This is a genomic window from Psychrobacter sp. 4Bb (assembly GCF_002836735.1).
In the GTDB taxonomy this organism is placed as follows: Bacteria; Pseudomonadota; Gammaproteobacteria; order Pseudomonadales; family Moraxellaceae; genus Psychrobacter.
The window spans coordinates 160,658-175,915 of record NZ_PJAS01000071.1; the positions used below are offsets into that span (position 1 = coordinate 160,658).

A 15,258-nucleotide genomic window follows, 5' to 3' on the forward strand; every position below is an offset into this window, starting at 1 on the left:
CTATTTTAGCTATTTGCATCACGACTATATCAGTGATGCAAATCAGCAAATGCGCTTATTATAATTGATATAACCGTATAATGTTAGGGAAACCTAGCAGGGAGCGCAGTTCACGAATACCCTGTGCTAAGTGGTTGCGACTACGTACTACAATATGAATGATGGTATCAGTATTGCGAACATCAACGGTTTCAACACCCATATTGAGCTGGCGTAAGTGATAGATAACTTCACTGATTTGCTCGTCACTAAGCGCAATAGAAAGCTTTAAGTAAGCAGGAAAACGAATCTTGCCGCTATTTTTTAGATCGTGCTCACCGATGTCGCCTTGTTTGACTGCATTGTCATTGCGCCAACGTAACTGGATCACCTGATAAGGATTGTCCTTACGGATATCATCCAGTGAAAAACATTTATGACGATGAACGACCAAACCATGACGTGATAAATGGCCTACGATAGGGTCGCCATATATTGGATGACAGCAATTAGCAAAATCAAGCTCGACGCCAGCAGCATTTGCAATCAGCTGTTGCGGTTGAGTCATATCATCGCTATGTACTTTTGCCTGTAGATCGCTCAGCTCATCGCTAAATAAACGTGTCACGACTAGCTGAGGAAGCAGCGTACCTGAGCTTATTTGTTCAAATAATGCATCTTTTTCAGTTAGGCCACGCCATTCAGTCAGGTCTTTCCAGTCTGCGTCTGTTAAGTCATCAAAGCTTTTCTGATGCGTTCTGAGCGCACGATCCAATGCCTGTCTACCATGGTGTTGTTTGTCAGCGACAGACAGATCTTTGAACCAACGTAAAATCTCTTCACGGGCTTTGTTAGTCACTACAAATCCCAACCACTCAGCTTTTGGTTCTGAGTGGCTGTTCACTTCTATCTCAACGGACTGTCCATTTTTTACCACGGTACCGAGCTTTGCAGCTTTACCATCGATATTTGCACCAACGGCAACGTTACCAATCATAGGTCCGACCGCGTAGGCAAAATCTAGCGCGGTTGCACCCTGTGGAAGCTCGTAAGCACGCCCTTGAGGGCTATAACAAATGATTTTACTAGAGTGTAGATAATCCATCAGCTCATTAATAGTAGAGACTGCTGCTGAGAAATCAGGACTGTTTTCATTCAGATTATCTTCATCGACCAAATCTTTCATGTTGCGCAATGATGCTTGGATAACCGACTGACTCACATCAGATGCGTGCTCTGCCCCGATGACCCCAAGTCTTGCAGCGCTCTGCATTTGCTTGGTCAATATAGTGACTTTTACCACATCATTGTCACGCTCATAGATGAGGGTAAGGGACTGGTTACCGCCTGGTAGCGGACGACGAATATTATCCGCAATATGGGTATCATCAATCTGATATTTTTTGATCAAATAATAGGCCAGCTTGTCACAGGCTTCGATATTGTCGAGGACGATTTCAAACGCGTAGTGACGCAGTAGCGCATTAATCTCACCGCGATTGCGGAAAAACTGACGATATATCACCACGCGATTGTCTAACACTTTGACCAGACCATTGAGATCCAAGTTATTTAGCACGATACTCAAATAACGATGAATGGACTCTCTTTGAAAGTTACGTCCAAGCCCATGCTGTAGCAGTTTATCGGACAGCTTGTTGTACATATCAGAGTCTAAATTGCGATAACACAATACTTCGATATAGTCAGCAATATCATTCAGACCCATTAATCGGGCAAATGGCACATAAAAATCCAAGGTTTCTTGAGCTGTGGTGCGTTGCTTCTCAGGACGTACTGCGTCAAGCGTAGACATATTATGTAGACGGTCAGCAAGCTTGATAATGAGTACACGCGGGTCAGCGAGAGTGGCGGTTAAAATTTTATGAAAGGTGGCCGCTTTATTCTGCTGCTTGTTATGCGAAGATGACTTTAGCTTGGTCACACCATCGACCAATCTTGATACAATTTCACCATAACGCTGCTTGATTTGCTCATCGCTGACTTCAGTGTCTTCGACCGTATCATGCAAAATTGCTGCAATAATAGTATCTCGATCTAAGCGAAAGCCCGCTAGTATCTCAGCGACAGCGATTGGATGCGTGATATAAGGTTCCCCTGATTTGCGCTTGTCTTTAATGTGCGCAATATCTCCGAACTCACAAGCATCAACAATATCACGGCGCTCAGCAGCAGTGAGATAACCTACCGAACGTAGTAAATTATATTGAGCATCATCGACGAGGTGATGACTGAGTTTGGGTAGGGTTTGACTCATAAAATGATGATCCTATTTTCCATGACCTACTTGTTGGGCCACTTACCGAAGCAAATGGAGGCTAAATAATGACCTACCATACAAAACTTAAGGATGAGTACGCCATTCTCTAATTAATCGCAAATCGCTTTCAATGTCAACTGATAAGCGTGTGGGCGATGAAAAAACTTCACTAAGTGGTCTATTTTGGGGATAAATGGTGACCAAAATAGCCAATACATTATTATTACAACCAAAAAACCACAGCCTATGCTGTGGTCTCTATAGTTGATCAAGATATGTATTTATTTTATAAAAACACGATTGGCTTTATAAAATACATCTTATCAAAACAGCTTATTAGAAGCTGTGGTCGCCTGACAGTGCTAAATCTAATGAGCTAGTAGCAAAATTATGCTCTGGCTGATTTAGGATGTCGCGTGTGATTTTGCCAGCGGCAATTTCACGTAGTGCCAATACTGTAGGCTTGTCGTTATCAACGTCAACCAACGGCTCGGCAATACCTTTGGCCAATTGACGGGCGCGTTTGCTTGCGACCAAAATTAGCTCAAAGCGATTATCAACATTATCCAAACAATCTTCAATCGTCACTCGTGCCATAAATAGCTACCTCGGTTGTTTCTATTAGTAACGGACCTTGCCCGCCACTCAATAAAAATAATATCAAAAATACAAAGGGGGATAGCTAAATATTATAGCATTTTTTGCCAAGTCGCGTAGTTGCTTTTTATATCTACTTACGAGATTAGCTGCTTGTGCGTAGTTTACTCTTCTACTTGAGTGTTTAGCAAGTTGCTAATCGTGCGATGATAGCGTTGCTGCTGACGACCAAGCGTCTGCCTGTCGGCCACGATAATAGCTTTTAGCTCAGCTAAGGCTACATCAAAATTATCATTGATCACTACATAGTCGGCATTCACATATTGTGCCATTTCGGTGACCGCGCCAGCTAGACGGCGCTCTATAACTTCTACAGAATCCTGCGCGCGGGTTGAGAGACGTTGACGTAATGTCGCAATGCTGGGTGGTAGAATAAAAACCATAATGGCATCGGGAAAGATATTTCTGATTTGCGTCGCGCCTTGCCAGTCAATCTCTAAAATAACGTCAATACCCGCCGCTAGCTGGGTACGAACACTTTCCTCTGACGTGCCATAATAGTTACCAAATACTTCAGCATGCTCTAGAAATAGACCTGCATTGATACCATTGGTAAAACTATCGGTATCTGTGAAATGATAGTGCTGACCATCAATCTCGCCCGGGCGTGGTGCGCGAGTCGTATGTGAGACACTGACAGTCAAGTCATTGGTGGTCGCAAGCAATTGCTTAACCAGTGAGGTCTTGCCAGTACCTGAAGCGGCAGTAACGATGAATAATGAACCTGTCATACAATTTATCCTAATAGAAGGTGTCTTAGTAACTTGTAAAATGTATCGTAATAAATGCGTGTTGATAAAAAGTTAAGCAGTGCCTCAGTCAAAAACAAAGACTGGAAAAAATAAAAAACGCCATCATGTATGGCGATAGAAATTATAATAAATGCATTATTATAAACTGCTTTTATACAAGTTAAAGCTGGTTTTGCAATATGTCGTAAGTATGCTGAGGTTTGCCCACAAAATATTGCTATGAGCAGACAGCTATTTTAGAGAGCGACAAAAGCAAATTATGCTAAAGTAGAGCATTGATTTCGCCCTAACTTTTGAATAAAAAATTCAAAAATACGTTTTAACTATAAATTATCCAATGATAGGCCTTTTTATGCAAATTTATCTTGCCAATCCCCGTGGGTTTTGTGCTGGTGTGGACCGTGCAATTGCGATTGTTAATGAAGCATTGACACGTTTCGAGCCGCCTATTTATGTCCGTCATGAAGTTGTGCATAATAAGTTTGTGGTATCAGACTTGGCCAATCGTGGTGCGGTGTTCGTTGAAGAGCTTCACGAAGTGCCAGATGGATCTGTTGTTATCTTTTCTGCTCACGGCGTGTCTAAAGCAGTTGAAGATGAGGCTGGTCGCCGTGATATTACTGTGTTTGATGCAACATGCCCGTTAGTGACTAAAGTACATATCGAAGTGGCAAAGTTTGCGCAAGATGGGATGGATGCCGTGTTGATAGGACATGCAGGACATCCGGAAGTCGAAGGCACTATGGGGCGCTTTAATCGTCGCCATGGTGGGCAGATTCATCTGGTCGAAGATGAAGGTGATGTGGCCGCATTGACTGTACAAGATGCTGAACGCTTGGCATTTGTGACTCAGACAACTTTGTCGATGGATGATACTGCGCGAGTCATCGATGCGCTGCGTGAAAAATTTCCTAGTATCCAAGGCCCTCGCAAAGACGACATTTGCTACGCCACTCAAAACCGCCAAGATGCGGTAAAAGATTTGGCCAGTCGCTGTGAAGTAGTCTTGGTAGTTGGTTCACCAAACTCATCAAACTCCAATCGCTTGCGAGAGCTGGCTGAGCGTATGAATTGCCGAGCGTATTTAATCGATAATGCCAGTGAGATGGACAAGCGTTGGTTAGATGGCGTGCAGAGTATAGGCGTGACCGCTGGTGCATCTGCGCCCGAAGTATTAATCCAAGAAGTATTGCAACAGTTGCAAGACTGGGGTGGCGATCTACCTAGTGAGCTATCTGGTATTGAAGAAAATGTGACGTTTAGTCTGCCGAAAGCATTGCGGATTCCTGTCACTCAGGTTGGTAAGTAACTAATATTCGTGTTTGTATTTATATTTGTATGAACTATTATTTATATGGATAAGGTCGCATGAAAGAACCAAAAGCCAGATTTGTATTGGCAGAGGCCACGCTCGCTGAAGTCAACAAGCAACTAAAACTCAATATGCTAGTGATGGCAGCAGTGGTTTTCGTATTGTTTATGAATATCATGAAGTTTATGGCAGAAAAAAGCTTTTTCTACGCGATGCTCGCAGTAGTTATGATCTGTTTATTATTTTTCATACAAAAAGCTCGCCGTATTCTCACGCTTAGAAAACAAGAGCTTATCCATAAGTAGAAAGTACAAGCATAAATAAAAAATACAGATGAAAGTGCCAAATATAGGATAGCTATGACTGCTTATTACAAATTTATCAAACGAGAGTTACAAGAAGACGGTGTTAGTGTGGCGCATTATCAGCCAACCAAGCATGCACAAGGTGCTTGGAATGAGCATGAGCAGCACATGGCGCCAGCAACAGGCCTATTAACAGCTGAGATCAACAGCTTTGCGCCACAACCCAATACTCGTATTGCACGTGTGAGCCTCGATATCTTGGGGCTAATACCGCTTGACGATTTTACTATCACTACTCGCTGTATCCGACCTGGCAGGACTATTGAGCTGGTCGAAGCGGTCATGAGTAGCCGCGGCCGCGATGCTATCATTGCAAGAGCGTGGCGACTAATTACTCAAGATACCAGCGAGATTGCCGGACTTGAAGATCAACTAGCAGAATACAAACCTGAAGAACTACCAGTTTGGGAAGGTATGAAAGGCTGGCCGGGCGGTTTTATTGAAAGCGTACGTCTAGTAGCGACAGAAGACCGCCGTTCTGGTCGCGGTATGGTATGGATTACCAATGATCTCGACATGATAGAAGGCGAGCCGACTGATGATTTGGTGCATCTGTTAGGTATGGTCGATACTGCCAATGGTGTTGTACCAAGATTGGGTCTTGGTTTGTCTAAGTTAGAATGGATGTTTCCCAATACTGATTTGCAAATCCATATGCATCGCTCGCCAAAAGGTCGCTGGCTGGGTATCGAGGCTGTACAACAATATGGCGACGACGGTATCGGATTGACCAGTGCGGTATTGCACGATGTATACGGCCCTTTTGGTCGTAGTGAGCAAATCCTTACTATTCGTCCGATGCCACGTTAAAAGAGAAAGAATCAACTATCTAGTGATTTTGGAAAACGAAACGATATATTGTAATCAATTAATTATACAAATATTAGAGAAATGGTTTTAATAGTAACTAAGAAGATATTACCAACCAAACGATATCAATTGACATAGAGGTTACTATGAAAGCACATACTCAATTTTCAAAAAAATTGACGACTATTTGGGAGTTATTGATAGAGGTTTATTCAGAATAGTGGTCAGCTTTTGTTCTTACGCTAAAAAATGACTGATACCAGAACACCGCCTTGGTAAACAAGCGCGGTGTTTTTTATTGAATAGGGCTTTTGAGCTTGAATTTTTTCTCAATGCCCCTATTAGTATAGACAGTTTAACGGTATCACATACGGCAGATTCTCTAACATTATGAGAGCGGCCTTAGTGAGTATATCGTTATCTGATAATAGGTCTTTCATAGAATTTAAAGGAGTTTTTATGAGTGAAGCAACTCAAGCTGAAGGTCTGAATCCAGAATTAAAAAAACATACGTTTGAAGCGGAAGTGGCGCAGTTACTGCATTTAGTAACGCATTCACTATATTCTAACGCTGATATTTTTGTCCGCGAATTGGTATCTAATGCGTCGGATGCTTGTGATAAGTTGCGCTTTGAAGGCACAAATGATGATAGCCTTTATGAAGATGATGGCGAATTAAAAATCCGCATCGCTGTTGACGAAGCCGCCAAAACCATTACCTTTACCGACAATGGTATTGGTATGAACGAAGCCGATGCAATCGAAAACTTAGGTACGATTGCTAAATCAGGTACCAAGGCGTTTTTAGACAAATTGTCTGAATCACAGAAACAAGACGGACAATTGATTGGTCAGTTCGGTGTTGGTTTTTACTCAGGTTTTATCGTGGCTGATACCATCAGTGTTGAGTCACGTAAAGCGGGTGAGCCTGCGGATAAAGGCGTGCGCTGGGTATCAGATGGTACTGGTAGTTTTACTGTTGAACCTATTACCAAAGACATGCGCGGTACGGCGATTACTTTGCATCTAAAAGAAGAATATAGCGAGGGCGAAGATAACTACTTAGATCGCAGCAAAATCAAGCGCTTGGTTAATAAATACTCTGACCATATCAGTTTGCCGATTCAAATGCGTAAAGAGATCTTGCAAGAAGACGTAAAAGAAAACGAAAACGACGACACACCTGCTGGTGGCCAGATGGTACTCACTGATGAGTGGGAAACAATCAACAAAGCCAGTGCACTATGGACTCGCTCTAGCTCTGAAATTGAAGATGATGAGTATGTCGATTTCTATAAGAATATCTCTTATGACATGGATGCGCCGCTTACTTGGACGCATAACCGTGTAGAGGGTCGCGTACAGTATACGCAGCTATTATATATCCCTAAAAAAGCGCCAGTCGATCTATATACTCGTGAGCAGCAGCACGGTCTAAAGCTATATGTGAAGCGCGTCTTTATTATGGATGAAGCTGAGCAATTGCTACCGATGTATTTGCGTTTTGTGAAAGGTGTGATTGATTCAGCAGACTTGCCATTGAACGTGAGCCGTGAGCTTCTACAAGAGTCACGTGATGTAAAATCTATTCGTGATGGTAACGCTCGCCGTATTTTGACCTTACTCGCAAGTCTTGCTAATAGCGAAGACAGTGACAAGCAAGAGAAATTTGCACAGTTCTATGCAGAGTTCGGTGATGTTATCAAAGAAGGTTTAGGCGAAGACGTAGGCAATCAAGAACGTATTGCTAAGCTATTGCGTTATACAACTAGCACCCAAGATGGTTTGGTAACAAGCTTTGAAGATTATAAAGGTCGTATGAAAGATGGCCAAAAAGCCATCTATTACCTCACCGCTGATAACCTAGCCGCTGCGAAAAACAGCCCGCAACTTGAGTTATTCAAGAAAAAAGGCATCGAAGTTATCTTGATGACTAGCCGTGTTGATGAATGGGCAATGAACTTCTTGACCTCATTCGATGAGACACCGCTGCAAAACATCGCGAAAGGCGCAGTAGACCTAGGCGACTTGCAAGATGAAGCAGAAAAAGCGGAAGCAGAGAAAGCACAAGAAACGCTAAAGCCAGTAGTTGATAAACTAAAGGCTGCATTGGGCGAGCGTGCTAAAGACGTCAAAGTGTCTACTCGTTTAGTCGATAGTCCAGCTTGCTTGGTTGTTGGTGAAGGTGAGCTATCACCGCAAATGATTCAGATGCTACAGCAAATGGGTCAGGACGTACCAGCAAGTAAGCCAACGCTAGAAGTAAACCCTGACCATCCACTCATCAAGAAGCTTGAGAGCAGTGAGCAATTCGATGATTTAGCGCAAGTCATTTTTGATCAGGCATTATTGGCAGATGGCGGTCAGCTAGACGATCCAGCCGCTTACCTAAAACGCGTCAATGAGCTATTGATGAGATAATGTTTAGTAATGAGTAAAAAAAGGGAGGCTTTATATAAGAGGCCTCCTTTTTTATTTGAATTTTTAGTCAAATTTAAGTGAATTTTACAAATCAGCCTTATCCTCTTAACCGACAATCCGTTACAATCGCGATAGATTAGCGAGCTAAAATAGTAGGCAGTGCTAGTCATCTTCTATAATCACTCCATCGTGAATTCAATATAAATCGATGTCTGCATGCTGTACAAAAAATCGTCAATTGATTGCACCGCGCGGCTGTTACATTAAGATAATTATCATTGAGTCATTTTATTTTTCTCGACTGGCTAGAGGTCTAAGTCTTTGTCACTTACGTCGTTAAAAACCGTCTCGCTTCAGCGTTTTTCGCTCAATTTCGCTGCCAATATTATTGCAACCTTGTGGATGCTGGTAGGCTCAACACGGGCTTTTTCTTGGGTTAAACCCACTTTTGTACAGTTTGCTGTATTTGCGCTATTGGCGCTTGGTAGTAATGTCTTATTTTCATGGTTAGCCGCTGAAAGTGGCAGCATATTTAATGAGCAAGGATTGGTCAGTTATTTGATCTGGCCGATGATTATTTTGCTTGGTGGTATCATTTTGGCTCGGCGAGCGAGCAACCAAGCATTGGTATTTGTACCAGTAGTATTGTGGTTGGTCGCTGATACATTGTCAGCCCTATTACAGAGCTTGGTGCAGTTTTTTGGTAGCTATGGTTGGTTGCCAAATTGGAGTTATTCGTTCTTACCAGTACTGTTTTTAGTATTGTTCTTATGGCAAACGCTAGCGTTGCTTTGGATTTTTTCCCGACGTCTGCGCATACCATGGTGGGAGCGAATCATTGTATTGGTTGGCGCGGTAGCGTTGCTGACTATCTGGCAGCGTAATGTCGCAGACCAGCCAATCTTTAAGCAAATACCTGTAGAGCCTGTACTAGAAGAGGCGGCACTATATCAGCAGCCGCGCCTATTACAGCAAGCATTGGATAGTATAGACCCGAGTATCGATGGCAAAACCGACTGGTACTTTATGGGAGTTGCAGGATTCTCAGATCAAAACGTCTTTCGTTCCGAGATTAATAAGGTACGCGAGTTGTTTGATGTACGTTTTGGTACCAGCGGGCATTCACTATCGCTGATCAATAATACTTATAGCTGGCTCGATGAACCAATTGCTACTAAGACCAGCATTTTGCGCGGCCTAAAGAAAATCGGTCAGCAGATGAACGCTGATGAAGATGTATTGTTTCTAACGTTGTCTTCACATGGTAATCAGGATATCGTCCAGTTGGCAAATCCGCCGCTTGCGATGGATAATTTAGATGCTACATGGTTGCGTGACGCGCTAGACGCATCTGGTATCCGCTGGCGTGTGATCGTGGTGTCTGCCTGCTACTCAGGTTCGTTTATTGACGAATTGGCATCGCCAACCACGGTAGTGATTACTGCGTCAGCCGCTGACAAAGCATCGTTTGGTTGCACCAACACAGCTGAGATGACCTATTTTGGTCAAGCGTTTTTTGCTGAAAGTCTACGAGGGAATACCAGTTTTGAGTCGGCTTTTAAGGATGCCAGTATACGGGTCAATGAGCGTGAGAGCGCCATGGGCTTTGAGCCATCAGAGCCGCAAATGGTCATTGGTAGTTTAATGGAGATAGCATTGCCTGCGTTTGAGCAAGTATTGTTTGATAAGGCGCGGCCATCCGTTGCTAGTATTACAAATAATGCTACTTCTATAACGGTTAATACTCTACCTGACAGTGCTACTAGTATATCGGTAGACGAAGTAGAGATAGCTGCTGAATAGCTAAATAAATACAAAGTATGATTTGGCATTTAATAAATGCCAATTGAATAGCTAAATAAATACAAAGTATGATTTGGCATTTAATAAATGCCAATATCAGATTTACTATTAGATGTTGAGCATTTATTAAACATCGTCATTGGTTCTATTTTGAATAAAAGGGATATCACTCATGCAGAATTCTTATAGTCATAGTTTATCTACCAATAAACAGCTTACCCAAAAAAGCGTGAATCGTTGTTTTAATGGTGAGCAGCATTATTATAGCCACGAGTCGACGTCTACCAAAACATCTATGACGTTTAGTATTTATCTACCTGATGAAGCCTTGGCTGGACGACGTTGTCCTGCGATATTGTACCTATCAGGTTTGACATGTAATGCGGATAACGTCACTCATAAAGCGCATTTTCAGCAAAAATGTAGCGAGCTTGGTATGATACTTATCGCACCTGATACTTCACCCAGAAGTAGTGAAGACAGTGATGTACCAAACGACGATCGCTATTTTGTCGGGCAAGGCGCTAGCTATTATGTTGACGCGACCCAAGCCCCATGGTCAGACAATTTTAATATGCAAAGCTACATCGTTGATGAGCTATATGACCTATTGCGTTCAGAGTTCCCTATCCACAGTATCGGTGTCACAGGACACTCAATGGGTGGTCATGGTGCGTTATTGCTAGGGTTTAAGTTCCCAAGTAAGTTTGTCAGCGTATCGGCTTTATCGCCAGTATGCGCAGCCAGTGAGTCTGCATGGGGGCAAGCTGCCTACACAGAGTATTTCGGTGATGATAAGTCTCTATGGGCACAAGCGGACGCCTCACAAATGATTGAAAAGGTCGGTCAGCAGTATTCGAGCATTTTGGTTGATCAAGGCGCGGCTGATAACTTCTTAGCAGAAGGTCAGCTACAGACCTCTAAACTACAAGACGCTTGTGCAAAAGCCAAACAGCCCTTAACATTATGCTATCAAGCGGGGCATGACCACAGCTATTATTTTATCCAGACAGTGATTAATGATCATATCGAACATCATTGGCATATGGCTCAAATGAGCTAAAATGTCGTTCAGATGGCCGTGATACATTTTTCGCTATTCCATTCATGCTCAACAGGTGATTTTTATGGCAAGTTATCAAGATTTGACAGCTTCTAATTCAAAGAATAAGTCAGCAGATACGAGCTCTACAAAAGCGACTATGCAAGCTGATATGGATGCTGCTCTACAAAACAAACAACGTAACATTGATTGTAGTGATGAAGTGTCTCAAGTTAAGTCAGACGAGCTGATTGCAAAAACCGTCAACGACGCTGGCGATAGAGTACTTGATGATGTGCAAATATCTCGCGTGATAGAGATGGCATGGGAAGATAGAACGCCATTTGGGGCTATAGAACATAGCTATGGTCTCGATGAGACTGGGGTTACCAAACTCATGCGCCAAGAGCTAAAGCCGTCATCTTTTCGCTTATGGCGTCAAAGAGTGAGCAATCGCGCCACCAAACATGAGGCAAAGCGCTCTTTCGAAGTTGGCCGTGCTTATTGCAAAACTCAATATAAGCAGCGCTAAACCATTAAGTATTTAACATCATTATATAAAAGGCTCTCAGCATATGTGAGCCGCTTGAAATTTTCTTTTTAATCTATCCATATCTTATATAAACATGAATTAGGTAGCTCAATTATGAACAGTCCTGCTAAACCTTATCTTATTGCACCGTCGATACTCTCAGCTGATTTCGCGCGGTTGGGCGAAGAAGTAGAGAAGGTACTAGAGTCGGGTGCCGATGTGATTCATTTTGATGTAATGGACAATCATTACGTACCCAATTTGACGTTTGGTAGCATGATTTGTAAGGCGTTGCGTGACTATGGTGTTGAAGCGCCAATTGATGTACATCTGATGGTTTCACCTGTCGATAGTATGATTGAGCAGTTTTTGGAAGCGGGTGCTAGTATCATTACCTTCCATCCAGAAGCCAGCGCTCATATCGATCGCTCACTTCAACTGATCAAAGATGGCGGTGCAGAGTGCGGTTTGGTATTGAACCCAGCGACACCATTACATTATCTTGATTATGTTATGGATAAAGTAGATCAGATTTTATTAATGAGTGTGAACCCGGGCTACGGTGGACAGTCGTTTATCGATAGTACTCTAGATAAAGTCCGTCAGGTACGTCAGCGTATTATTACTAGTGGTCGAGATATTCGATTGGAAGTTGATGGTGGTATCAAAGCCAGTAATATACGTGCGATTGCTGAAGCGGGCGCTGATATGTTCGTTGCGGGTTCTGCAATTTTCAATCAAGAAGATTATAAAGCGGCTATTGATGAGATGCGCGCAGAGTTATTATTAGCCAATAATAGCTAGCGAATTCGGTATGGTTAATGAACGCTATTAGCCATACAATAGTAATATTAAGATGTGCTGTATAACTTATGACTATATAGTTAATCCGATATAAAAGAGCTACAGCGTTAACCTCGCTTGAAGTATCACGTATACATCTGCACTCAGTTGCCTTGTATCTCTTTTAAATTGAATCAACTCTATATAACGGTCAGTCACGTAAAGGTGAAATATGGACACAAACAATTCTAGCCGTTCAACAGAACCTTCTGTGCAAGCAAGTTCTCATGAGACGTTGAATCAGCAGGCTAAGCAATCACTTGAAAGTGAAACACCGCAACGCAGCTTGGTGCCTAGAGGTATCACTATTGGCTTAGCGATGTTTGCACTGGTACTTAGTTTGGCAGGTTATGGCTTTCGCCTGATGGTAGGTGATGACGTCGAAACAGTGCTGCGTCACGCTGCAGTCATTGTGCCTGCATTTATGCTAGGCATTCCGCTGTTTTTTTGGGTAGGCTCTCGCATACTCAATAAAGTTAAAGGCCTACATATCGAGAGTTGGAATGCGATTAGTTTGGGCTATTTGACTTCTTGTATATCGATGCTATGGCTGATGGGTACTTATAGTTAAGTGTTTCCGCTGTAGATGTAAGGCTTCTTCGCACCTGTATTGTTTATTCGCGCTTATATTGTTTATTCACGCCTATATAATGTCGTAATATTTTATATTTTTTAATCATTAAGCCATGTCCTACAAGCATGACTGGAATTTTATATGAGAATCGTACCAGCCAGTATTGCTAAAATTATCTATCCTAAAGACTTACCAAATGGCTTATTTACCAGCTTAATTATCGCTTGTTTGTTAATGGGGTTGGCGTCACTACGTCACGGAACCGATTTACAAGGTTGGCTAAATGTCATTGAAAACTGGCTGCTTATGCTGCTGATATTGCCTACTGCGACGGCCACCGTTGCACTGCCATTTAAGTATCGTGATCCTAGCCTTGAGTTAAAGCTGGTTTATTATCTTGGAATGTTTGTGGCCTTCTTATTTACATTAGGAAAGTTGCGTTATTGGCACTAATATATACAAACGACATGGCATTCAAGTTTGCTTTTATAGCGAAGACTTATGTGACAGCCCTTGAATTCGAGTGTTAAAGCGTCCATTGTATGAGTAAGACAGATTTACCCGCGTTACTGTAAGACGATAGATTTGCCGAATGAGTTTGTTTTCAATAAATAACTGCTTTGCAATGACCAGTTTCTCTACCAGTACTAAACGGGATAATAAGGAACACATTAATGCCATACGATATCGATAATGATATAGAAGTAGATAACGAGAGTAGCGATCAGTTTGCTGGATTTGCCAAAGAAACCACGTTAGAGTTGGTGGAAGCAGATGATGGTAGGTTGTTGTTGCGTGATGCTGAACAAGATGAAGCACCGCTGATGACTATTGATTTTTCTGACAAGCTAAAAGAACTACTTGGTAGTGATACTCAAGCTATTGGTCAACACATGATTCATGCTGCGATTCAGGTCATTATGCAAAAGCAAATGAGCAAGTGGCATGCGCATGTATATGATAAAGAACCAACACACTACAGCTAATATTTGGTTGTTTTTGAGCACCAGTTAAAGCAAATACCAGTCAAAGCGAATGACTAAAGATATAGCTTAACAACATGAAACTACAGCCATAAAAAAAAGGGTTTATCAATTGATAAACCCTTTTTTGTTCAAATAGTACCATTTATAAAATGGAGATTATTTGATTTTAGCTTCTTTAAAGATCACATGCTGGCGTACTTTTGGATCAAACTTTTTGATTTCCATTTTGCCAGGCATAGTGCGCTTGTTTTTAGTAGTGGTGTAGTAATACCCAGTACCAGCTGTTGATACTAATTTAATTTTATCTCTCATGATAGCTTTCCTGTAAATGAGGGGTCTTCAAACGATAGGTACGTGTCTCAAAGAGTGAGTTGCCACAATTAATGTAGCAAAACAGCAGCCTAAATGATGAGAGTCATCACCCAGCTGCTATTTTTAACTTAAACTTTTTGACCTTGTGCGCGTAGATCCGCTAACACTTTATCGATACCAAGTTTGTCAATGATGCGCATACCTTTGGTAGACACACGTAGACGTACAAAGCGGTTTTCAGACTCTACCCAAAAACGATGGTTGTGAAGGTTTGGTAGAAAGCGACGACGGGTTTTGTTGTTTGCATGCGAAACATTATTACCCACCATAGGGCGCTTTCCAGTCACTTGGCAAACTCGAGACATGGCGAACTCCTAATCTATGAGGTATGAGTTTTTCTCATACCAGTCTGGGCAAGTTGCACGTTTTTGCGGCATGGACACAGCAAGCGGCAGCTTTGCACCAAACAAAACTATATGAAGGTTGAGCTGGTTTTGCTGCTATCTAAAGGCAAATAACAGGCTGACCAATTCAGAAAATTTTAAAGCCGACATTTATACCATAAAACAGATGAATACTCAAATATTTT

The 15,258-nt window shown here is 42.2% G+C and carries 16 protein-coding genes; 11 read left to right on the forward strand and 5 right to left on the reverse strand.

Annotated features, from left to right (window positions below; all coding sequences use genetic code 11):
• Nucleotides 1-58: 58 nt before the first annotated feature.
• The 3 genes from CXF60_RS10560 to gmk all read right to left on the reverse strand — a co-directional run bounded on the left by CXF60_RS10560 (nucleotide 59) and on the right by gmk (nucleotide 3,648).
• Nucleotides 59-2,257, reverse strand: coding sequence for a RelA/SpoT family protein (locus tag CXF60_RS10560; RefSeq protein ID WP_057761397.1), 2,199 nt, complete (start codon nucleotides 2,255-2,257; stop codon nucleotides 59-61).
• A gap of 339 nt (nucleotides 2,258-2,596) precedes the next feature.
• The gene (gene rpoZ / locus CXF60_RS10565; protein ID WP_057761396.1) at nucleotides 2,597-2,857 is read right to left on the reverse strand and encodes a DNA-directed RNA polymerase subunit omega; all 261 of its coding nucleotides are present in this window, start codon (nucleotides 2,855-2,857) and stop codon (nucleotides 2,597-2,599) included.
• Between the two features lie 164 nt (nucleotides 2,858-3,021).
• The gene (gene gmk, locus CXF60_RS10570; protein ID WP_102091897.1) at nucleotides 3,022-3,648 is read right to left on the reverse strand and encodes a guanylate kinase; all 627 of its coding nucleotides are present in this window, start codon (nucleotides 3,646-3,648) and stop codon (nucleotides 3,022-3,024) included.
• A gap of 373 nt (nucleotides 3,649-4,021) precedes the next feature.
• Between gmk and ispH the strand changes: the two genes are divergently transcribed.
• From ispH to CXF60_RS10625, 11 genes are all read left to right on the forward strand, one after another.
• Nucleotides 4,022-4,978, forward strand: a complete 957-nt coding sequence (gene ispH / locus CXF60_RS10575; protein ID WP_102091898.1) for a 4-hydroxy-3-methylbut-2-enyl diphosphate reductase — start codon at nucleotides 4,022-4,024, stop codon at nucleotides 4,976-4,978.
• Between the two features lie 59 nt (nucleotides 4,979-5,037).
• On the forward strand, nucleotides 5,038-5,286 hold the full coding sequence (locus CXF60_RS10580; RefSeq protein ID WP_057761390.1) for a hypothetical protein: 249 nt from the start codon (nucleotides 5,038-5,040) through the stop codon (nucleotides 5,284-5,286).
• A 54-nt stretch (nucleotides 5,287-5,340) separates the two neighbouring features.
• Nucleotides 5,341-6,156 carry a thioesterase family protein gene (locus CXF60_RS10585; protein WP_102091899.1) on the forward strand — a complete coding sequence of 272 codons (816 nt, stop codon included), beginning with the start codon at nucleotides 5,341-5,343 and terminating at the stop codon, nucleotides 6,154-6,156.
• A 459-nt stretch (nucleotides 6,157-6,615) separates the two neighbouring features.
• Entirely contained in the window at nucleotides 6,616-8,577 is a 1,962-nt protein-coding gene (gene htpG, locus CXF60_RS10590) for a molecular chaperone HtpG (RefSeq protein WP_102091900.1), read from the forward strand.
• 321 nt (nucleotides 8,578-8,898) lie between these two features.
• Nucleotides 8,899-10,380, forward strand: a complete 1,482-nt coding sequence (locus CXF60_RS10595) for a C13 family peptidase (protein WP_102091901.1) — start codon at nucleotides 8,899-8,901, stop codon at nucleotides 10,378-10,380.
• 172 nt (nucleotides 10,381-10,552) lie between these two features.
• Nucleotides 10,553-11,443, forward strand: coding sequence for an S-formylglutathione hydrolase (fghA, locus tag CXF60_RS10600; RefSeq protein ID WP_102091902.1), 891 nt, complete (start codon nucleotides 10,553-10,555; stop codon nucleotides 11,441-11,443).
• Between the two features lie 229 nt (nucleotides 11,444-11,672).
• Nucleotides 11,673-11,954 (forward strand): TIGR03643 family protein, encoded by a 282-nt coding sequence (locus tag CXF60_RS14675; protein ID WP_416376879.1) that lies wholly within the window; start codon nucleotides 11,673-11,675, stop codon nucleotides 11,952-11,954.
• A 114-nt stretch (nucleotides 11,955-12,068) separates the two neighbouring features.
• The gene (gene rpe, locus CXF60_RS10610; protein ID WP_057761380.1) at nucleotides 12,069-12,758 is read left to right on the forward strand and encodes a ribulose-phosphate 3-epimerase; all 690 of its coding nucleotides are present in this window, start codon (nucleotides 12,069-12,071) and stop codon (nucleotides 12,756-12,758) included.
• A gap of 211 nt (nucleotides 12,759-12,969) precedes the next feature.
• On the forward strand, nucleotides 12,970-13,368 hold the full coding sequence (locus tag CXF60_RS10615) for a hypothetical protein (RefSeq protein ID WP_102091903.1): 399 nt from the start codon (nucleotides 12,970-12,972) through the stop codon (nucleotides 13,366-13,368).
• A 144-nt stretch (nucleotides 13,369-13,512) separates the two neighbouring features.
• A complete protein-coding gene (locus CXF60_RS10620; RefSeq protein WP_057761376.1) occupies nucleotides 13,513-13,824 on the forward strand; it encodes a hypothetical protein in 312 nt (103 codons plus the stop codon).
• 221 nt (nucleotides 13,825-14,045) lie between these two features.
• Nucleotides 14,046-14,357, forward strand: a complete 312-nt coding sequence (locus tag CXF60_RS10625) for a hypothetical protein (protein ID WP_101205798.1) — start codon at nucleotides 14,046-14,048, stop codon at nucleotides 14,355-14,357.
• Nucleotides 14,358-14,513: 156 nt separating this feature from the next.
• Here CXF60_RS10625 and rpmG read toward each other — a convergent pair whose 3' ends face one another.
• Together rpmG and rpmB are read right to left on the reverse strand one after the other, a co-directional pair.
• Complete coding sequence (gene rpmG / locus CXF60_RS10630) at nucleotides 14,514-14,669, reverse strand: 50S ribosomal protein L33 (protein WP_010201403.1); 156 nt, start codon at nucleotides 14,667-14,669, stop codon at nucleotides 14,514-14,516.
• Between the two features lie 128 nt (nucleotides 14,670-14,797).
• Nucleotides 14,798-15,034 carry a 50S ribosomal protein L28 gene (gene rpmB, locus CXF60_RS10635; RefSeq protein ID WP_057761372.1) on the reverse strand — a complete coding sequence of 79 codons (237 nt, stop codon included), beginning with the start codon at nucleotides 15,032-15,034 and terminating at the stop codon, nucleotides 14,798-14,800.
• Between the last annotated feature and the right edge of the window lie 224 nt (nucleotides 15,035-15,258).